The organism is Tessaracoccus caeni (assembly GCF_029211185.1).
GTDB classification, from domain to species: domain Bacteria; phylum Actinomycetota; class Actinomycetes; order Propionibacteriales; family Propionibacteriaceae; genus Arachnia; species Arachnia caeni.
On sequence record NZ_JARGDO010000019.1, the window covers coordinates 33,596 to 51,954 of the forward strand.

General features: G+C 67.3%; 17 protein-coding genes. 11 read left to right on the forward strand and 6 right to left on the reverse strand.

Going from position 1 to position 18,359, the window contains the following annotated elements:
• Positions 1–780: an ABC transporter ATP-binding protein gene (locus tag P0D62_RS15335; RefSeq protein ID WP_275703431.1), complete on the forward strand. Its 780-nt coding sequence runs from the start codon at positions 1–3 to the stop codon at positions 778–780.
• Positions 781–783: 3 nt separating this feature from the next.
• Here the strand turns inward: P0D62_RS15335 and P0D62_RS15340 are convergent, their stop codons facing one another.
• Positions 784–1,404: a helix-turn-helix domain-containing protein gene (locus tag P0D62_RS15340; RefSeq protein ID WP_275703432.1), complete on the reverse strand. Its 621-nt coding sequence runs from the start codon at positions 1,402–1,404 to the stop codon at positions 784–786.
• 71 nt (positions 1,405–1,475) lie between these two features.
• Here P0D62_RS15340 and P0D62_RS15345 point away from each other — a divergent pair, with 71 nt between their 5' ends.
• The 8 genes from P0D62_RS15345 to P0D62_RS15380 all read left to right on the forward strand — a co-directional run bounded on the left by P0D62_RS15345 (position 1,476) and on the right by P0D62_RS15380 (position 9,417).
• The gene (locus tag P0D62_RS15345) at positions 1,476–2,693 is read left to right on the forward strand and encodes an MFS transporter (protein ID WP_275703433.1); all 1,218 of its coding nucleotides are present in this window, start codon (positions 1,476–1,478) and stop codon (positions 2,691–2,693) included.
• A gap of 168 nt (positions 2,694–2,861) precedes the next feature.
• Positions 2,862–3,728 carry a CHAD domain-containing protein gene (locus P0D62_RS15350; RefSeq protein WP_275703434.1) on the forward strand — a complete coding sequence of 289 codons (867 nt, stop codon included), beginning with the start codon at positions 2,862–2,864 and terminating at the stop codon, positions 3,726–3,728.
• 93 nt (positions 3,729–3,821) lie between these two features.
• The gene (locus P0D62_RS15355; protein WP_275703435.1) at positions 3,822–4,181 is read left to right on the forward strand and encodes an ArsR/SmtB family transcription factor; all 360 of its coding nucleotides are present in this window, start codon (positions 3,822–3,824) and stop codon (positions 4,179–4,181) included.
• 38 nt (positions 4,182–4,219) lie between these two features.
• Positions 4,220–5,485, forward strand: coding sequence for an MFS transporter (locus P0D62_RS15360; protein WP_275703436.1), 1,266 nt, complete (start codon positions 4,220–4,222; stop codon positions 5,483–5,485).
• 144 nt (positions 5,486–5,629) lie between these two features.
• Positions 5,630–6,790 (forward strand): hypothetical protein, encoded by a 1,161-nt coding sequence (locus P0D62_RS15365; RefSeq protein WP_275703437.1) that lies wholly within the window; start codon positions 5,630–5,632, stop codon positions 6,788–6,790.
• A gap of 117 nt (positions 6,791–6,907) precedes the next feature.
• On the forward strand, positions 6,908–7,255 hold the full coding sequence (locus tag P0D62_RS15370) for a YciI family protein (RefSeq protein WP_275703438.1): 348 nt from the start codon (positions 6,908–6,910) through the stop codon (positions 7,253–7,255).
• A 164-nt stretch (positions 7,256–7,419) separates the two neighbouring features.
• Complete coding sequence (locus P0D62_RS15375; RefSeq protein ID WP_275703439.1) at positions 7,420–8,619, forward strand: RNA polymerase sigma factor; 1,200 nt, start codon at positions 7,420–7,422, stop codon at positions 8,617–8,619.
• A 177-nt stretch (positions 8,620–8,796) separates the two neighbouring features.
• Complete coding sequence (locus tag P0D62_RS15380; RefSeq protein WP_275703440.1) at positions 8,797–9,417, forward strand: M23 family metallopeptidase; 621 nt, start codon at positions 8,797–8,799, stop codon at positions 9,415–9,417.
• A 282-nt stretch (positions 9,418–9,699) separates the two neighbouring features.
• On the opposite strand, the gene P0D62_RS15385 is transcribed toward P0D62_RS15380, so the two are convergent.
• Genes P0D62_RS15385 through P0D62_RS15400 form a run of 4 tightly spaced genes read right to left on the reverse strand, consistent with a single transcriptional unit; the run spans position 9,700 to position 15,343 of the window.
• On the reverse strand, positions 9,700–12,198 hold the full coding sequence (locus P0D62_RS15385; RefSeq protein WP_275703441.1) for a polynucleotide kinase-phosphatase: 2,499 nt from the start codon (positions 12,196–12,198) through the stop codon (positions 9,700–9,702).
• Positions 12,195–13,595 carry a 3' terminal RNA ribose 2'-O-methyltransferase Hen1 gene (locus tag P0D62_RS15390; protein WP_275703442.1) on the reverse strand — a complete coding sequence of 467 codons (1,401 nt, stop codon included), beginning with the start codon at positions 13,593–13,595 and terminating at the stop codon, positions 12,195–12,197. The genes P0D62_RS15385 and P0D62_RS15390 overlap by 4 nt, the downstream gene beginning before the upstream one ends.
• 23 nt (positions 13,596–13,618) lie before the next feature.
• Positions 13,619–14,806 carry a dipeptidase gene (locus P0D62_RS15395; protein WP_275703443.1) on the reverse strand — a complete coding sequence of 396 codons (1,188 nt, stop codon included), beginning with the start codon at positions 14,804–14,806 and terminating at the stop codon, positions 13,619–13,621.
• A gap of 42 nt (positions 14,807–14,848) precedes the next feature.
• Positions 14,849–15,343 (reverse strand): MarR family winged helix-turn-helix transcriptional regulator, encoded by a 495-nt coding sequence (locus P0D62_RS15400; protein ID WP_275703444.1) that lies wholly within the window; start codon positions 15,341–15,343, stop codon positions 14,849–14,851.
• Positions 15,344–15,505: 162 nt separating this feature from the next.
• Here P0D62_RS15400 and P0D62_RS15405 point away from each other — a divergent pair, with 162 nt between their 5' ends.
• Both P0D62_RS15405 and P0D62_RS15410 read left to right on the forward strand, forming a co-directional pair.
• A complete protein-coding gene (locus P0D62_RS15405; protein WP_275703445.1) occupies positions 15,506–17,065 on the forward strand; it encodes an MDR family MFS transporter in 1,560 nt (519 codons plus the stop codon).
• 149 nt (positions 17,066–17,214) lie between these two features.
• Positions 17,215–17,955, forward strand: coding sequence for a DedA family protein (locus tag P0D62_RS15410; RefSeq protein WP_275703446.1), 741 nt, complete (start codon positions 17,215–17,217; stop codon positions 17,953–17,955).
• Here P0D62_RS15410 and P0D62_RS15415 read toward each other — a convergent pair.
• Complete coding sequence (locus P0D62_RS15415; RefSeq protein ID WP_275703447.1) at positions 17,944–18,354, reverse strand: DUF1801 domain-containing protein; 411 nt, start codon at positions 18,352–18,354, stop codon at positions 17,944–17,946. The two genes, P0D62_RS15410 and P0D62_RS15415, sit on opposite strands and share 12 nt — an antisense overlap.
• Between the last annotated feature and the right edge of the window lie 5 nt (positions 18,355–18,359).

An 18,359-nucleotide genomic window follows, 5' to 3' on the forward strand; every position in this document is an offset into this window, starting at 1 on the left:
ATGTCTCACACCGCCGGCCCGGCGTCGCCACTGCTTCGCGTCAGAGGCCTGACCAAGACGTTCGCCACCACCGAGCCTCCTACGCAGGTGCTGCACGGCATCGACCTCGACGTCGAGCCGGGCGAGTTCCTGGCCATCATGGGCAGCTCCGGCTCCGGCAAGTCGACGCTGCTCTACAGCATGAGCGGCATGGATACGCCCACTGGTGGCACCGTCGAATTGGAGGGCCGCGAGCTGACATCGCTGAGCGACGCGGAGATGAGCCGGGTGCGACTCACCCGGATGGGTTTCGTGTTCCAGCAGGCGCACTTTCTGGCCAACCTGTCCATCCGGGACAACGTCCTGCTGCCGGCTCTCAAAGCCGCCGCGAAGGGCGACGACTCCGCCGAGCGACGCGTCGATGACCTCCTTGGGCGTTTCGGACTGTCGCACGTCGCGGACAACGGCATCACCCAGGTCTCCGGCGGCCAGCTCCAGCGCGCGTCGCTCTGCCGTGCCCTGGCAACGGAACCCGCCGTCCTCTTCGCCGACGAGCCGACTGGAGCCCTCAACAGCAGCATGACCCAAGAGGTGCTCGACGCCTTGTCAGAGGTGCATCGCGGCGGCACGACGGTGGTCATGGTCACCCACGATCCCGCCTGTGCGGCGCGCGCCGACCGCCTGGTCTACCTGCTCGATGGCCGGCTGGTCGACGAGATCCGGCTGGGGGAGTGGGAACGCGAGCACTCCGACCGACGTGAGGCCGAGCTCGCCGACTGGCTTAAGGCTCTCGGGTTCTGAGGCTCACGCCGGCGCGTGAGCCCCCAGACAGGCGTCGGCGGTTCTCGCTGACCGCGCGTCCGAAGGGGCGTTGCGCGGGCCGAAGATTGCCAGGATCTCCGCCTCGTGTTCGCCATCGCTGCCGAACCAGTGCGGTCTGACGGTATCGAATTCGGCGACCTCGCCGGCGTCCATGAGCACTTCGTTGTCGTCGACGATCAGCCGCAGCGTTCCCGACAGCACATAGATCCACGACCGGCCGGGATGGGTCTTCAGCTCGGGTTCGTCGTGCGACCTGGGCACCACGATCTTCCACGCATGGGCGTCGCCCTCATCCCTGGTGAGGGGAACGACGACGCGCCCGCTCACTTTTCGCGGGCGGAGCCTGATCCGCGGGTCGCCGGTCTCGGGTGCGCCCACCATCTCGTCGAGCTGCACTTGATAGACCCGTGCCAGTGGCAGCAGCAGCTCCAGGCTGGGGCGGCGTTGGCCGGTCTCGAGTCGCGACAAGGTCGACTTCGAGATGCCCGTGGCGGCCGAAACCTCTCCCAGACTCAGGCCTCGCCGGGTGCGCAGATCGTGAAGCCTTGGCCCCATGTTCTGGAGAGTCGTGGAGACGTCATCCGGCAGGTTCATCATGCTCATAGCCCACCACAGCGTCCCGGTTTCGGCAACGATCGTTGCCGTGCGGCCGGCAGCTTGGCACGCTGACGGGCATGAGTACGACGGTTCAGCGACCAACTCGGAGAAGCGGCGTCGCGACGGTGGCGATGCTCGCGCTCTGCGTGCTGGCGGCCTCCCTCGGCACCAGCGCAGCGAATGTGGCGCTGCCCGAACTCACGGCCTGGTTCGGCGGCGGATATGGGACGACGCAGTGGGTGGTCAGCGTGTACGTGCTGGCCATGACACTCGGCAGCCTCGCTGCCGGCCGATGGGGCGACGCACTGGGACGCGGCCGGACGTTGCGCGTCGGACTGGGGCTCTTTGCAGCAGCCTCCGTCATCGCAGCCATGTCGCCCTCGCTCGGCGTGCTCGTCGCAGCCCGCGCTGCGCAAGGGCTCGGAGCCGCCGCCATGATCACCTTGCCGCTGGCCATCGCGCGGGACGCCGTCGATGCCAAACGCACCGGCACCGTGATGGGGCTGCTCGGCACGGCGACCGCCGCCGGAACCGCAGCCGGGCCGGCACTCGGCGGTCTGTTGACCGAGTTCTGGGGCTGGCCCGGGGTCTTCGCGGCGATGGCTCCGCTTCCTGTGCTTGCTCTCGTACTGGGCCTGTTCGGTGACACCGCCGGTGGCGGGCAGCCCGGGACTGCGGGAACCAAAGAAGTGGGCCTTGGTCGGGCCGAGAAGCGCGTACTCGCCCTCGGCGCCTCACTGAATCTGGTGGTCGGCACGGTGATGATGAGCACCCTGGTGATCGGGCCATACTTCCTCGGCGGCGCGCTGGGCCTCTCGCCAGCCCAGATCGGGCTGACGATGGCGGCTGCGCCCGTAACTTCGATCGTCGCCGGGACGGTGGCCGGCCGGCTGGTGGATCGTCGCGATCCGGCGAGATTGGTTCCACTCGCGCTTGCCTGCATGGTCGTCGGTGTCGCGTCGCTGGCCACCCTGCCGCCCCTCCTTGGGCTGGCCGGCTACCTCGTCGGCACCGTCTCGCTGGCTCCTGGCTATCAGCTGTTCATGGCCGCCAACAACACCCAGATCATGTCGAGTGTGCCGGCATCGCGTCGCGGCACGGCCTCCGGTCTGCTGGGCCTATCCCGCAACCTCGGCCTCCTCGCGGGAGCGACCGTCGCGGGTTCGCTCTTCGCCGCGATCAGCGGACCCGACGCCGTCGTCGCCAACCTGGAGAGGGGCATCCTCGTCGTCTTCGGGCTGGCGGCCATCGCACTGCTGGTCTCCGCGTTTGTGGCCAAGAGATTCCGCGGATAGGTGGCACCTACTGCGGCGCACTGGGCGGCGACCTGGCTTCGTTCTCGAACTCGCTGGCATGTCCAATGGCAACTTCGTTCTCCGCCTTGCCAGCTCATCCGCCCAGTACGTCCTCGCTACGGCACCACCTACCCGCGGAACCTCAAGGGCTGGGTAGGCTCGGCATCGATGCGAAATGAGAAGGCGCCTGAAGCAAGGGTGGTTCGAGACGCGGTTCGGCGACAGTTGGACGAGGTCGTCGGGCTGCAAGACCCGGTGCGCGCCGATGAGCCGGATGCGGTGCATGCCACCCGGGTGGCGCTGCGCACCATGCGCGGTCTCCTGACCATCTTCGCGCCGATCCTTGAGCGCCCTAGACTGCGACGCCTTCGTCGCGAGCTGCGCTGGGGCGGCCGTCAACTGACAGATGCGCGCGATCTCGAGGTGCTGCGAGAGCTTTTCTCCGAGGAGCTTCCACCCGAAGATGTCGCTCGGCCGGTGCTCGACGATCTGGATAGGCGATACGCCCAGGCACACGCCCATGGCGTGGCCGGCCTGAACAGCCCGCGTTGGGCTGCGATGATCTCGAGCGCTGAGTCGGTCCTGGCCGACCCGACGAGCACCCAGCGCGCACAGGCGCTGCACGTGCAGACCCTCCGTGACCCGATCGACGCCCACGTCGCGCACCGCGTCCGGCCGCGGGTGGCCGTCGCCGAGGGGGATCCCGCCGATCTGCACCTCTGGCACGAGGTGCGCAAGGCCGTGAAGAGTGCGCGATACGCCTGGGAGATGGTTGCCGCGGTCCCTGAGGCCGACGACGCCGACCGCGCCGAAGCCCAGAAGTGGCAAGCCGCCGCCTCGGCATTCGGCGCCCTGCAGGACACCGCCGTGATGACCGACGCTGTGGTCGCCTATCTCGCGTCCCTTCCCACGGACAGCCCCACCGTCCCTGTCCTCATCGATCTCCAGCGCCGTCTACCATCCAGGGCCGACGAGCAACTCGCCACCGCCCGACGACTGCTCGCCGAGGCGCTGTCCTCACGTCCGATCTCCTAGAACTCCGGGCAGCCGGTCGGCACCGCTGGAGGGATAGCTCAGCTCTTCTCACGATTCCATCCCTTCCTTACCCTCATCTGTTAGTATCTGCGTATGAACGCGGATAAGAAGATTTGCGGTCTGGATCCGTCGTCGGAGTACGTGACCCTCGCCGCCGAAGTGCTCGGCGTCCTCTCCGATCCCACGCGTATCCGGATCGTGCTCGCGCTGCGACAGGCCGGCGAGCTGCCGGTCAACGCGCTGGCGGAGATCGTCGGCAAGAAGCCGTCCGGCGTCTCGCAGCATCTGGCTCGGATGCGCATGGCGCGTATGGTGACCACCCGCCAAGAGGGCACCAGCGTCTTGTACCGGCTCGCCGACGAGCATGCGCTGGCCGTCGTGCTGGAGGCCATCAAGCAGGCCGAACACGCCGTCGCCAACGGGCAGATCCCGCCGCACCACCACACCAACTAGATCGGCACATCGGGACACCACCTAGTCAGGGGACACTCATGATCGCCGTCCTGCGCAACCCCACCTACGCCAAGCTCTTCGCCGCCCAGATCATCGCGCTGCTGGGCACCGGGCTGCTCACCGTCGCCCTGGGCCTGCTGGCCTTCGACATCGCCGGCGGCGACGCAGGCGTGGTGCTGGGGCTCGCGCTCACCCTCAAGATGATCGCCTACGTCGCCGTGGCGCCGGTGATCAGCGCCCTCACCGCCCGGGTGCCGCGCAAGCCGCTGCTGATCGGGGCCGACGTCGCCCGCGCCATGGTGGCGATGTCGCTGCCATTCGTCACCGAGGCGTGGCAGATCTATGCGCTGGTCTTCGTGTTGCAGTCGGCCTCCGCCACCTTCACCCCTGCGTTCCAGGCGGTGATCCCGTCGGTGCTGCCCGACGAAGATGACTACACCCAGGCGCTGTCGTTGTCGCGGATGGCCTACGACCTGGAGTCGCTGCTCAGCCCCACCATCGCCGCCGCCCTGTTGACCTTGCTGAGCTATCACAACCTCTTCGTCGGCACCGTGATCGGCTTCCTCGGCTCGAGCCTGCTGGTGCTGTGGGCGCGGATGCCGCGCATTGAGGTACCGGCGCCCGCGCCGTTCTTCGAGCGCCTCACCCGGGGAGTTCGCGAGTTCTGGGCCGCGCCCGAGCTGCGTGCGCTGATGGCACTGAACCTCGTCGTCGCGATGACCTCGGCCATGGTGATCGTGAACACGGTGGTGCTGGTCAAGGCGCAGCTGAGGATGACGCAGTCCGACGTCGCCGTGCTGCTCGCCGCGAACGGAGCCGGTTCGATGGTGGTGGCGCTCACCCTGCCCCGCCTGCTGACCAGAATCCCGGATCGCCGTGTGATGGTCGCCGGTGCCGTGGCGCTGCCGGTCTTGCTCGTCGTCGGGGCGGGGTGCATCGCCTGGCTCACCGGGGGCATCCAGTGGGGTGCTCTCCTGTTCGCCTGGTTCCTGGCGGGGGCCGCCACCTCGGCCGTGCTGACGCCGTCGTCGCGACTGCTGCGGCGCAACACCACGGAGCAGACCAGACCGGCCGTCTTCGCGGCGCAATTCTCGCTGTCGCACGCCTGCTTCCTGGTGGCCTATCCGCTCGCCGGAGCCGGGGGAGCGACGCTCGGACTACCTGGCATCGCGCTGATTCTCGCGGGCGTCGGGGTCGGCGGTACCGCGCTCGCCGTCGTCGCCTTCCGAAGGGCATCACCTGAACCCGCAAAAATCTCTTCCGCGAAAGCCGCCCATTCTGGTCCGCATCAGAAGTTACGCTGACGCCAGATCCACCGTATATGGGGCTACGCGGCAGCGGGCCCCTTGGTGCTGCCCCGTCGCCCACAAGGAAAGAAGGCGAACGACGTGCGCACCTCCAGAGATTCATCGTCACCCACAACCCGCTCACAGAGAAAGACCGCTGTCGTGGCGCTCACCGCCGGCGTGGTCGCCGCGTGCGGCCTGGCCTTGAACGCTCCTGCCAATGCGGCGCCACCCGTGGGTCCCTCAGGCGACCTGAGCGTCACCTATCAGAAGAACGCGGGTTTGCCCGCCTGGTACGACGCCACCCGCCCCAACGGCGGCTTCAGCAACAACCCGATCATCAAGGATGTCGACGTCGATGGCAATCCGCTCACGGTGCCATTCCCCGACTTCCAGTCCTTCTTCGACGGCGGTGCCACCCGCACGATCGCCGGAAACCCGTGGGGCTACCACGCGGGTGACGATCTGTATCCGCACTTCTACGGCGTGGTGGACCCGATCCCGGATCCGACGTGCGTCGCGAGCCAGGTCAGGGTGCACATCACGGGCAAGGCCACCAACGCCGGTCCTGGCACAACCTGGGGATCCAGCGCGGCCTTGCAGCTTTACAATGCGGGCACTGAGGTGACCTACCAATGGTGGGGCGGCGAATTCGCTCCCGGCACAGAGCTGAACATCAACAGGCAGGCCATCGTTCCGCTGTCCGCCATCCAGGGTGGCGAGGTCACCGTCAGCATGTACCTCGAGAGCTTCCAGAACATTCCCGAACCGAACAAGGCCTGGGATCTCAGTGACTTCGCCGCCAAGTACACCGTGTACTGCAGCCCGAGCGCCGAGGACGTCCAACTCAAAGTCGACCCTGGTGAGTCCGGCGTCTTCGATCTGGCGGACAAGGTGATCACCGACACCGTCGATCCAGACTGGAGCACTTTGCGTCTCGTCGCTCCCGACGGCAGCGAGAGCACCGAGGTGGTCATCGACGGCACAGGCACCTTCAACGTCGACGCCGCCAACAAGCGCGTGGACTTCGTGCCCGACCCGGCGTTCACCGGCGTCGTGCCCCCCATCACCTACCGGATCGGCACGACGGGGATCGACGTGTCTGGTTTCGTCAGCGAGACGGCCGAAGCCGAACTCCTCGTGACCGTGGGCGAACCCGCTCCCAGCGAATCGCCTTCGCCGAGCGAGGAGCCTTCCGCAAGTGCGTCGCCGACGGCCACTCAGTCGCCGTCCGCCAGCGCGTCGCCCTCAGCCACCGCGACCCCTAGCGCCAGCAAGACGCCCGGTACCAACCGTCCGACCTTGCCCGATACGGGACGCTAAGGAGTCGCCGTCGGTCGGATGGAAAGTCGTGACACGTGAGGTGTCGATTCTTGTCAGTGCCGTACGTCATGATGATGTCGGGCCGGTTGGCTCGGCGTCGAGCCTCAAGGAGGAATCATGAAATACGCGCTACTGCTCATGGGACACACCAACGATCCGGCCTGCGGTGAGGCGGGCGGGGCCAGCCCTGAGGAGTTCTTCGCCTTCGACAAGGAGATCACCGATGCCGGCGTGGTGATCGACTCTTTCGCCCTCGAAGACCCCGATCAGGCGGTCTATGTCGGATCCGACGACGACGGCCAGCGGGTGATCACCTCGGGCCCCTTCGCTGAGGCGCAGGAGTTCGTCGGCGGCGCCTACATCATCGATGTGGCCAATATCGACGAGGCCATCGCCTGGGCGAAGAAGAGCCCGGGGTCGGCTGCCGGCGGTCACGTGGAGATCCGCCCGGTCGCGCCGTACTGACGGTGTCCGCCGACGATGCCCCCACTGAGCCTGGCCAGACCAGGCTCAGCGGTGGGCGGCCACATCGAGATCCGTCCGGTAGCTCCATATCGAGTGCATCTGCGGATGAGGCCGGGGAAGCTCTCGCCGAGCTCGGCCGAGACGGAGTCGCTCGCCTCCTGGCCGTGCTCGCCCGGCGCTTCGGTGACCTCGATCTCGCCGAGGACTCGCTCCAAGAGGCGATGGCCGAGTCGCTCCGGGCCTGGTCGCGTGACGGGGTGCCCCGAGTGCCGGAGGCTTGGCTGATCACGACGGCCAAACGTCGAGCCCTCGACGTGATCCGTCGCGACGGCGTCCTGGCGCAGAAGATCGCTGCGCTGCGCATCCAGGAGGAGCGTGATCCGGTTCCCGAGCTGCTGCGCGATCCCGCAGATGCCGCCGTCGACGCGTCACCGATTCCCGACGACCGGTTGGGGCTCTACTTCGCGTGCACCCACCCGGCCCTCAGCCCGGAGGATCGCATCGCGATGACCCTGCGCTTCGTCGCGGGCCTGGCCACGCCGGAGGTCGCTCACGCGTTGTTGCTTCCGGTGCCGACTATGCAGCAGCGCATCACCCGGGCCAAGAAGCGCATTCGCACGCTGGGTATCCCGCTCGACGTGCCCCGTGCTGAGGATCTGGTCGAACGTCTGGGCGGTGTGCTGCGCGTGGTCTATCTGCTCTACGCCGAGGGCTTCGCGCGCTCAAGCGGTGAGGTGCACGTCCGCGACGACCTCACGACGGAAGCAATCCGCCTGGCCCGCCGGCTGTGGCAACTGATGCCGTCAGCTGAGGTGACGGGACTGCTGGCGCTCCTGCTGCTGACCGACGCCCGTCGCCCTGCTCGCACAGACTCCGACGGCCGGCCTGTTGCGCTGGCCGATCAGGACCGAAGACTCTGGGACGCGTCGCTGATTGCCGAGGGCGTCGGTCTCGCCGAGTCGGCGGCTGGCGGGTCCGGAGCCGGTAGCTACGCGATCCAGGCCTCCATCGCCGCGCTGCATGCGGAGGCGGCGAGCTTCGAGGCCACCGACTGGCCCCAGATTGCGGTGCTCTACGGCATGCTCGAGCGCATCGAGCCGAGCCCCTTCGTCCGCCTCGCCCGCGCCGTCGCCATCGGTCGAGCCCTGGGCCTGGAGGAGGGACTCCGCCGCTTGGACGCCCTCGCCGACGATCCCGCCATCGCACGCCTCCGCGCCTTCCACATCGCCCGAGGCGTCACCCTGAAAGAGTTGGGCCGCGACGCCGAAGCGGCCGACGCCTACCGCCACGCCCTGACCCTCCCAGGCAACCAGGCTGAAGACGCCTACCTCCTGGAAACCCTCGCCCTTCTCGACAACGAGTAGACACACCATCCGCCACCGCTCTCGACCGTTGACACAGCCCCCACCAGCGGTCCCTGAGGGATGCCCGCCTCGTACAGGGTCGCGAGACGAACGACGAGGTTGCGGGCATCGTCTCGAAGGGCCTCGTGGTCGGGGTAGCCGCGTCGACTAGGGTTTACGTCGTAAGGAGGGGGCGAGATGGTCGCACCTGTTGACCTGGACTACCCGTTCACCGGTCGTTGGCTGGTTCAGAACAGTCCAGCAAATCGCGTGCCCAGCCACGGCACCCACTTGTTCGCCACGACCTACGCCATCGACTTCGTGCCGGTGGATGACTCGGGCCGCTCCGCGCGGTTCGGCCTCCGCTCGCTGTTCCGCCCAGAACCACCGGAGGCCTTTGTCGGCTTCGGACGTCGGATCCTCGCTCCGATCGACGGCCTCGTCGTGGCGGTGCACGACGCCGAACCGGACCACCCGGCCTATCGCGGGTTGCCCTCGCTCGGATATGCGCTCACCCAACGTCAGCGCGCCGCGCAGGGATGGGTGGCCTTGGCAGGCAACAACGTGCTCATCCGGGCCGACGAAACTGACAACACCATCGTCGCGCTCTGCCACCTTCAGCAAGGCAGCATCGCCGTCCGGCCCGGCCAGCGAGTATCCATGGGACACCACCTCGCAGGTTGCGGCAACTCCGGCAACAGCACCGAGCCGCACCTTCACATCCAAGCGGTCGACAACCAAGACCCAGCCCGCGCAAACGCGGTTCCCCTGACCTTCAGACGAGCGCTTCCGTACAACGGCGACGTTGTTGATCTATAACAGCTGACCGTCACCACAGGACGGCTGTTCCGAGCAGAACGTGACGAGGGGGCTCCGCAGCCAAATGGTCGATGGCGCTCCGCAACAAGTTGGAGAGACCCACCTCAGCGCCTTCCTGCGGTTCACCCAGCTCTCGTTCCGTAGGGAGAATCCCCTTCTTCGAGGCCTATGAGGAAAATAGCGCTGGCTATATGGCGCGGCCTGTACCTATTTCACAGGCCGCGCCATATTCGCAGCGTTATCTGCGGCGCTCCTGCACAGGGCCGCAACTTGCCGAGAGCTTCAGAGGCGGGGGTCGACCGGTTCGGATTCCAGAGCCAGGACGGCGAAGACCGGTTCGTGGATGCGCCACAACGGCTCGCCACGGACCAGGCGTTCCACTGACTCCAGGCCCAGGGCGTATTCGCGGAGGGCCAAGGAGCGTTTCTTGCCCAGGTTGCGGTCGCGGAGCTTGGCGAGGTTCTCTTCCAGCAGGTAGTCGGGGCCGTAGATCAGGCGCAGGTACTCACGTCCGCGCACCTTCAAACCGGGCTGCACCAGGCCGCCCTTCGGGTTGCGGGACAGGTTGGCCAGCGGCTTGACCACCATGCCTTCGCCTCCGTCGGCCGTGAGTTCGTCCCACCAGGCGACGCCCGCAGCCCGCGCGTCCAGATCGCGTGTCTCGACGACCAACCGGCGGGTCGGACGCACCAACTCAGTATCCGCCGCCACGAGGCGGTCGGCGATGGCGAGGTGCCAGAGGTGATCCCGGTCGGCGAAGGTCGCTCCCTCTGCCGCGAGCAGCTGGAACGGCGCGATCTGTACGCCGGCGAGACCATCGGTGGGCCAGACGTAGCGCACCCAGGCGTCGTTGTAGGCGGCGATGGCGTCACTGCGCTTCCGGGCGCGCTCCAGCAACTCGCCGACGTCCAGCCCGCGCTCAGCAGCCCGACTCAACGCGTCCACCTCGGCAGTCAGTGCGGAGCGCCCGGCGACGCCGGTGGCGGCGTATTGGTCGCGGATCAGCGGCCCAGCCTTGAGCGACCACGGCAGCAGCTCGGCGTCGAAGAGGAGCCACTGACTGCCCAGCTCGTCGAACAGTCCGGCCTTCGTCGCCGCAGCGGTCAGTCGCGCTAGGAACTTGGCCTGAAGGTCGGGGGAGAAGAAGGCACGGCCGGTGCGGGTGTAGACAGCACCCCGCTCGGGATGCAGCATCACGACGGCGCGCGAGCCCATGTGCTTCTCCTCGCAGATCACCCGGTCGACGCCCCACTCGGCGAACTGGGCGAAGGCCTCGTCGGGATGCTCCAGGTAGCCTGGCTGCTTCGACGTGGCGACGGGGGACATCGTCGGCGGGAGGTAGGGGAGCAGGCGCGGATGCAACGCGAAGCGGCTCATCACCTCGAGCGCACCGGCGGCGGAATCGGCCGAGATCGCAATCCGACCCATCTGCCCGGTCTCGACGTGACGCGCGCCGGCAACGTCACTCAGTCGCAGCTCCTCCGCCTCGCGATCGGTGGCCGTGCTGAACGGCTTGGCGGGCTGGTAATAGACCTGAGCCGCGTCCACCTGCACGGTCTCCCGCTCGGGGTAGCGCAGCGCGGAGAGCTTGCCACCGAAGGCGCAGCCGGTATCCAGGCAGAGCGTGTTGTTGATCCACTCCAGCGCGGGCGTCGGCGTATGCCCGTAGACCACCATCGCCTTGCCGCGGTACTCGTCAGCCCAGGGGTAGCGAACGGGCAGCCCGAACTCGTCGGTCTCACCGGTGGTGTCGCCGTAGAGCGCGAACGAACGCACGCGTCCCGACGCGCGGCCGTGATAGGCCTCCTTGAGGCCGGCGTGAGCGACCACCAGCTTGCCGTCGTCGAGGACCAGGTGAGAGACCAGCGCATAGCACCAGTCCCGCATGGCACGCCGGAACTCCGGCGACTCCTTCTCCAGCTCAGCCAGGGTGGTCTCCAGGCCATGCGACACCTGCACCTTGGCGCCGTCGAGGGCACGAATCAGCTTCGCCTCGTGGTTGCCGGGCACGGCCAAGGCGTTCCCGGAAGCGGTCATGCCCATGGCCAGACGCAGCACGCCGACGCTGCTCGGCCCCCTGTCGACGAGGTCGCCGACGAAGACCACCGTGCGGCCCTCCGGGTGGGAGGCATTCACAGCATGCCCTTGTCCGTCGTACTCGACGGCGTAGCCCAGCTCGCCCAGAAGGGTGATCAGCTCGGGCAGGCAGCCGTGCACGTCGCCGATGATGTCGAACGGACCGTGCAGGTCGCGCTTGTCGTTGAGTAGACGCTCGCGCACGATGGTCGCCGCATCAACCTCCTGCGGCGAGTTCAACACGTGCACCGTGCGGAATCCCTCGCGTTGCAGCCCCTTGAGCGAGCGCCGCAACTGCGTCTGCTGACGATGCACCGGGCCGGCGCCGAAGTCCCGATCCGAGCGATGCCGGTTGCGCTCGATGGCCGTCTCCGCACCGACGTCGAGCACAATCGCCACCGGCAGCACGTCGTGCTCCTTGGCCAAGGCGACCAATGCCGCTCGCGCGTCCTTGGAGGTGTTGGTCGCGTCGACGACGGTGAGCAGCCCACGCCGCAGCCGCGTGCCGACGATGTAGTGCAGCACGTCGAAGGCGTCGGCGGAGGCACCCTGATCGTTCTGGTCACCGGAGACGAGGCCGCGACAGAAGTCGGAGCTGACCGCCTCGAACGGAGCGAACTTAGAAGCCGCGAAGGTCGACTTGCCGGAGCCGGACACGCCCACCAGGGCAACCAAGCAGAGATCGGGAATGCGCAGTTCGGTCATGACGATGCTCCATCCAGGCAAGTGAACAGGGCGAGCTGCGTGGGCGGGCCGAGTTTCTCGTCCGGCACGCCGACGTCACGAAACTCGACCGCGTACCCGTGGCGCTGAGCCACTGCGGCCGTCCAGGCCCGGAACTCCGCACGGGTCCACTCGAAACGGTGATCCGGGTGACGCAGCTCACCCGGAGCCAGCCCGTAGATCGCGTTGTACTCGGCGTTCGGGGTGGTGGCGACGACGTGGCGTGGCCGCGCATGACTGAAAACGTTGGCCGCCAAGGAGTCCAGCCGGTTGGGCTCCACGTGCTCCACCACCTCGACCAGGAGCAGCGCGTCGAAGCCCACCAGCTCGTCGTCGCGATAGGTCACCGAGGACTGGCGCAGCCGGATCCGCTCGCGCTGGGTATCGGAGCGCCGATCCAGGTTCAGCTTCCGCTCGGCGCGGTCGAGCTCACGGGCCGAGACGTCTACGCCCAGGATCCGGGTGAAGGTGGGATCGTCGAGCAGGGCGCGCAGATAGACGCCCTCGCCACAGCCCACGTCGGCGATGCTGCGGGCACCCACCTCGCGGAGCACTCCGAGTACGGCATCGAGTCGCTGCTGCTTCAGCGGCGTGGGCGCATCGTCGGTATCGGCCGGCTCGTCGAGTTCGATGTCGTCGACGGCGTTCAGCCGGGCCAGCGCATCGTCGACCCAGTTGGCGCGCCGCAGATAGCGGCGGGTGATCAGGTCGCGCTCGGGGTGCGTCGCCAGCCAGCCCTCGCTGCGGCGGATCAGCTTGTCCACCTCGTCGGGGCTGACGAAGTAGTGCTTGCTCCCGTCGAGCACCGGCAGCAGGACGTAGAGATGGCTGAGCGCGTCACTCAATCGCTGCTCACCGGAAAGGGTCAGCGTGACGTAGGGGGAGTCGTCCCACTCCGGCACCGGATAGGGCTCAACCTCGACGTCGACGCGCCACCCCAGCGGCCCGAACAGGCGTTCGATCAGCTCGGGCCCGCCGTCGTCGACGCTGCTGGCACGCGCTGCCAATGCCGGAACTCGCACCGTCAGCGGCAGAGGCTGGCTCACCAGCTCGGGACGAGCATCGCACCGGCCTCGCAGCGCCGTGCTCAACACCCGGCCGATCGCGACCGCCAGCATTGAGCCCGCGGCATAGGGACGATCGTTGACGTAGCCGGCGATGGTGGCCGGATGCAGCTGCCGCCCGCGCCGCTTGAGCAGCGCGATGGGATCGATGTCCACCTGCAGCGCGAACGTGCAGCGCTGCTCATCGGCCTCGGGGTAGTAGCCGACGGCGCGACCGAAGGGCAGATCAAAATTCTGCACGCGATCGGGGTGCTTGTGCAGGAGAAACCCGAGGTCGGTGGCGGGCGATGCAGTCGACGTCACGGTGAGCAGCATCTGCCCATTCTTGCTTACCCCTGCTACTCCGGCAGCACCTCGAGCAGTACGCGGAGCGTGTTGCCGCCCATGATCGCCGCGATCTCGTCGTCCCTGTAGCCGCGATTCATCAGCTCCTGGGTGATCACGACGAGCTGCGAGGTGTCCCAGCCCACCGTGGTGGCGCCGTCGAAGTCGCTGCCGAGGGCGGCGGTCTCGATGCCGCCCACTTCGATCACGTGCTCGATCGCGTCAACCACCGCGGCTGGGGACAGCTCACACACCGCCGCGTCCCAGTAGCCGATGCCCACCACGCCTCCGGTGGCTGCGATGCCGCGGATCTCGTCGTCATTGAGGTTGCGGTTGACGTCGCAGGTGGCCTGCACGCCGCCATGGCTGGCCACCACGGGTTTGGTGGCCATGGCCAGCATCTCGGCGATCGCCGCGTGGCTGGCGTGAGCGACGTCGACCACCATTCCCAGCCGCTCCATCTCCCGAAGCACCTCGCGCCCGAGGTCGGTGAGGCCACCCTTCTCCTCGCCGTGCATGGATCCGGCGACCTCATTGTCGAAGAAGTGCGTGAAACCGGCCATCCGAGCGCCGGCGTCGTAGAGCTTCTGCAGGTTGGCGAAGTCGCCCTCCAGGTTCTGCAGACCCTCCAGCGAGAAAAGGGCACCTACCACCTTCTTTCCATCCTGACGATCGGCGATCAGCTGTTCCAGCTCACCCTCGGTGGTGATCACACGCAGTCCGCCGCGCGAGCGTTCGGCGGCGTTGTGCAGCTTCTCCGCGTGATACATCGAGCGCTCGAAGACCGAGAACCAGGTGCGCGGCGGCTGCAGCTGGGCGAAGCTCAGCAGCGTGATGTTGTCGGTGTCGGCCGAGTTGGAGTCGTAGTTCTGCCCCTTCGGCGTCTTCGATACCGACGAGAACACCTGCAACCCGACGTTGCCCTCCTGGAGCCGGGGTAGGTCCATGTGGCCGCGGTCGGCGCGCTTCAGCGGATCGCGTCGCCACATCAGGGTGTCGGAGTGCATGTCCGCGATGAACAGCGTCTCGTGCAGCACCCGCGCCTCGCGCGACGGCTCGTCGATCTCCACGTCGGCGACCTTGTTCATGCTCGATTCGACGATCGGTGGCGCGAAGGCGAAAAACCCACCCAATCCGACGACGAGGATCAGCACGACCGCCAGCGCCAGGCGGCGCGGCCAACGACGACGTTGTTCACCCATGAGCGGGACCCTACTGGGTCAGCGTCGCGGCGCGCCGCAGTTCTAGCCGCGTGTGTCGGCTCCGGGCGGGGGAGGGCACTCCGAGCCGAAGCTCTCCACCACTCGGGTGAACGCCGTGGTCACCGTCGCCAACTCGTCGGGCGTGAAGCTGTCGATGAAGTGGGAGCGGATCAACTGCGCATAGGCGGCGCGACGGACGGTCAGCAACTCGCGCCCCGCGTCGGTGATGCGGGCGCTGACGGAGCGCTGCCCGTCGGCGCCCTCTTCACGGATGAGCAGCCCTGCCTTCTCGAGCTGCTTCACCTGATAGGTGAGTCCGCTGCGGGAGACCACGAGACGATCGGCCAGCTCGAACATCCGGAGGCCGGACGGAGCCCCCAGCAGGTTGCTCAGGATCTCGAACTGGACCCGTGTCAGCTCGCCGTGCTCGGCGAGGTTGCGTTCCGCGGCGCGTCGGAGCAAGCCGAAGCTCTTGGCCACCGCGGCGAGGGCGGCGCTCTCCTCGGTGGTCAGGTCTGCGTCGGGAGTCTCCAGCATGTGCCCATCGTAACCACGCCGCGCGGCTTGTTTGAATTCGAACTCAATCGGGTTAAGATAACTGAGTTTGAATTTGAACTCCACCGGGCGGCCAGGCCGCTGGCACCCCGTGCCGCGACCCACAGAGAAACCGGACGCCGCCCCTCAGTACCTAGGAGACCTATGAGCACCACCCCTTCGCAGACCCTGGCTGAACCCCGTCCCGACTCCTCGACGGGGTCGGGGCGATCCACGATCACCTGGCTGTTCGCCGGGTTGATGGTGACCCAGCTGCTCGCGGCGCTCAGCCAGACCGTCTTGTCCACGGCGCTGCCGACCATCGTCGGCGAACTCGGCGGCGTGAGCCAGATGAGCTGGGTGATCACCGGCTACATCCTCGCGTCGACCATCATGATGCCCATCTACGGGCGCATCTCCGACCTGCTGGGCCGCAAGCCCGTGCTGCTCGCCGCCATCGTGATCTTCCTGGCCGGCTCCATCGTCGGTGGCGTCGCCAATGACATCTGGTGGCTCGTCGGCGCCCGCGTCATTCAGGGCCTCGGCGGCGGTGGCCTGATGATCCTGTCGCAGGCGGCCATCGCCGACGTCATCCCAGCGCGCGACCGCGGCCGCTACATGGGCTACATGGGTGCGGTGTTCGCGGTCTCGTCCGTCGCCGGCCCGCTGCTCGGCGGCTGGCTCACGGAGGGCCCGGGCTGGCGTTGGGCCTTCTGGCTGACCCTGCCGCTAGGCGCCGCCGCGATCCTTGCCACCGTCTTCCTGCTCAAGCTGCCGCCGCGCCCGAGCACGGAGAAGATCAGCATCGACTACCTCGGCATGACGCTGCTCGCCGGCGCCACAACCGCCGTCGTGCTGGTGTGCACCTGGGGCGGCCACCTCTACGACTGGGCGTCTCCGCAGATCATCGGCATCTCGGCGGCCGCCGTCGCCCTGTCCGCCTTGTTCGTGATCGTCGAGCGACGCGCGGCCCAGCCCGTGATCCCCATGTCGCTGTTCGCCGACCGCAACTTCACGCTCTCGACGGTGGCGGCCCTGCTGATCGGCGTCATGATGTTCGGCGCCATCGGCTACTTCCCGACCTACCTGCAGATGGTCACCGGAGTAACCGCCACCCAGGCCGGCCTGCTCATGACGCCCATGATGGCGTCGCTGCTGGTCACGTCCATCCTGTCCGGGCGGGCCGTCTCCCGCACCGGGCGATACAAGAAGTTCCCGCTGATCGGATCGGCGATCATGGGCGTCGGCCTGGTGCTCATCTCGATGCTGAAGGTGGACAGCCCCCTCTGGTGGATGTGCACCGTGCTCGGCATCTTCGGCGCGGGCATCGGCCTGTCGAACCAGATCCTGACGCTGATCGTGCAGAACTCGGTGCCCAACAAGATCGTCGGCACTGCGACGGCCGCCAGCAACTTCTTCCGGCAGGTCGGAGCGACGATCGGCTCGGCCATCGTGGGGTCCATGTTCGTTTCTCGGTTGGCCAAGCTGATCGTGGAGAAGCTGCCGGAGGCGGCTCAGCTCGGCGGCGGCGGATCGAACTCGCTGACTCCTGACACCGTCGCCCATCTGCCCGAGGCCGTTCGGATCCCGATCATCGAGTCCTACAACGAGGCCTTGCTGCCCATCTTCCTGTTCATGATCCCGCTGGCGGTCGCGACCCTCATCGTGCTGTTCTTCGTGAAGGAGACCAGCTTGGCCACCCGGATCGAACGGGGTCGCGGCTGAGCAGGGCCTCGGACACTGCCTCTTCGTTGCCGAGACTCGGTTCTCGGATGACGGGGTGCTGCCGGTAAGGTAAGCCCAGGAACCGACGAAGAGGCAGTGCCCCTAGTGACTTCACCGAAGAAACCCGCGACGACGCTATGGATGCGCCGATGACGCTCATGGAGAGCCTGATTCCGTGGCTCGATCCGGAAGTCATCATCACCGCAGCCGGTCCGTGGGCTCTGCTAGTCGTGTGTGGGATCGTCTTCGCGGAGACGGGCCTGCTCGTCGGCTTTCTGCTTCCCGGTGACACCCTTTTGATCATCTCCGGGTTGTTGTCGCATTCTCAGCCGTACGCTCCGCAGGGCGTGTTCGGGCTGAGCGTGTGGTGGGTGGCGATCCTCATCGCGTTGTCCGCCTTCCTCGGCGGGGAGATGGGCTATCTCATCGGTCACAAGGCCGGGCCGAAGGTATTTGAACGAAAGCAGTCGGGCCTGTTCAGCGTGCACAACGTGGAACGCACCAACGCCTTCTTCACCCGCTACGGCGGCCTCACCGTGATCATGGCTCGCTTCGTGCCGATCGTGCGCACCTTCGCGCCCGTGGCCGCCGGCGTCGGACGCATGCCCCGCCGCCGCTACACGCTCTACAACCTCATCGGCGCGGTCCTCTGGGGTTTCGGCCTGACGATGCTCGGCTACGTGGTTGCCTACATCCCGCCCGTCGCGTGGTTCGTCACCGAGTACCTCGACCTGGTGCTGCTGATCGCCGTCGCCGGTACCGCGATCGTGTCGGTGTGGCACTACTTCATGGACCGTGCCCACGCGGCGCGGCGTCGCATCGTGGCGCTGCCCATCGCCGTCGAGCCCGAGGAGCCCCTCGAAGAGGCCCCGCAGTCGTCAGTGGCTTGAGTCTGAGGTGTTTCGGTAACAGATCTCGAGCATCTCGGTAAGCACGTCGAGGTCGAGGTCGGCCAGCGAGTTGGCATAGAGGCACGAGACGCTGGACGTGTGCTTGCCCAGTCTGGCCAGGTGGTCCGCGTACTGGTCGAAGCGATCGAAGTACAGCGTCAGCTTGGCCTTTCGCGGACTGAAAGCAAGCTTCGGCATGTCGCCCTCGCGGCCGCTCTCATACCGGTAATGCATCGACCCGAACCCGATGATGCTCGGACCCCACAGCACCGGCTCCTCCCCTGTGATCCGGCGCATCACCTCAATCAGGGTGCGCGCCTCGCCCTGGCGCCGTGCGCTCTGCTTGGCGATGAAGTCGTCGACGCTGGCGTCGGTGGGTTGCATCTTGTTCTCGGCCATGGCGG

What these genes read in the sequence shown, in the direction of transcription:
- P0D62_RS15355 (WP_275703435.1), top strand. Translation starts at nt 3,822, where the DNA reads ATGAACGCGGATAAGAAGATTTGCGGTCTGGATCCGTCGTCGGAGTAC.
- P0D62_RS15350 (WP_275703434.1), top strand. Translation starts at nt 2,862, where the DNA reads ATGCGAAATGAGAAGGCGCCTGAAGCAAGGGTGGTTCGAGACGCGGTT.
- P0D62_RS15380 (WP_275703440.1), top strand. Translation starts at nt 8,797, where the DNA reads ATGGTCGCACCTGTTGACCTGGACTACCCGTTCACCGGTCGTTGGCTG.
- P0D62_RS15370 (WP_275703438.1), top strand. Translation starts at nt 6,908, where the DNA reads ATGAAATACGCGCTACTGCTCATGGGACACACCAACGATCCGGCCTGC.
- P0D62_RS15415 (WP_275703447.1), bottom strand. Translation starts at nt 18,354, where the DNA reads ATGGCCGAGAACAAGATGCAACCCACCGACGCCAGCGTCGACGACTTC.
- P0D62_RS15360 (WP_275703436.1), top strand. Translation starts at nt 4,220, where the DNA reads ATGATCGCCGTCCTGCGCAACCCCACCTACGCCAAGCTCTTCGCCGCC.
- P0D62_RS15390 (WP_275703442.1), bottom strand. Translation starts at nt 13,595, where the DNA reads ATGCTGCTCACCGTGACGTCGACTGCATCGCCCGCCACCGACCTCGGG.
- P0D62_RS15395 (WP_275703443.1), bottom strand. Translation starts at nt 14,806, where the DNA reads ATGGGTGAACAACGTCGTCGTTGGCCGCGCCGCCTGGCGCTGGCGGTC.
- P0D62_RS15335 (WP_275703431.1), top strand. Translation starts at nt 1, where the DNA reads ATGTCTCACACCGCCGGCCCGGCGTCGCCACTGCTTCGCGTCAGAGGC.
- P0D62_RS15400 (WP_275703444.1), bottom strand. Translation starts at nt 15,343, where the DNA reads ATGCTGGAGACTCCCGACGCAGACCTGACCACCGAGGAGAGCGCCGCC.
- P0D62_RS15410 (WP_275703446.1), top strand. Translation starts at nt 17,215, where the DNA reads ATGACGCTCATGGAGAGCCTGATTCCGTGGCTCGATCCGGAAGTCATC.
- P0D62_RS15345 (WP_275703433.1), top strand. Translation starts at nt 1,476, where the DNA reads ATGAGTACGACGGTTCAGCGACCAACTCGGAGAAGCGGCGTCGCGACG.
- P0D62_RS15340 (WP_275703432.1), bottom strand. Translation starts at nt 1,404, where the DNA reads ATGAGCATGATGAACCTGCCGGATGACGTCTCCACGACTCTCCAGAAC.
- P0D62_RS15385 (WP_275703441.1), bottom strand. Translation starts at nt 12,198, where the DNA reads ATGACCGAACTGCGCATTCCCGATCTCTGCTTGGTTGCCCTGGTGGGC.
- P0D62_RS15405 (WP_275703445.1), top strand. Translation starts at nt 15,506, where the DNA reads ATGAGCACCACCCCTTCGCAGACCCTGGCTGAACCCCGTCCCGACTCC.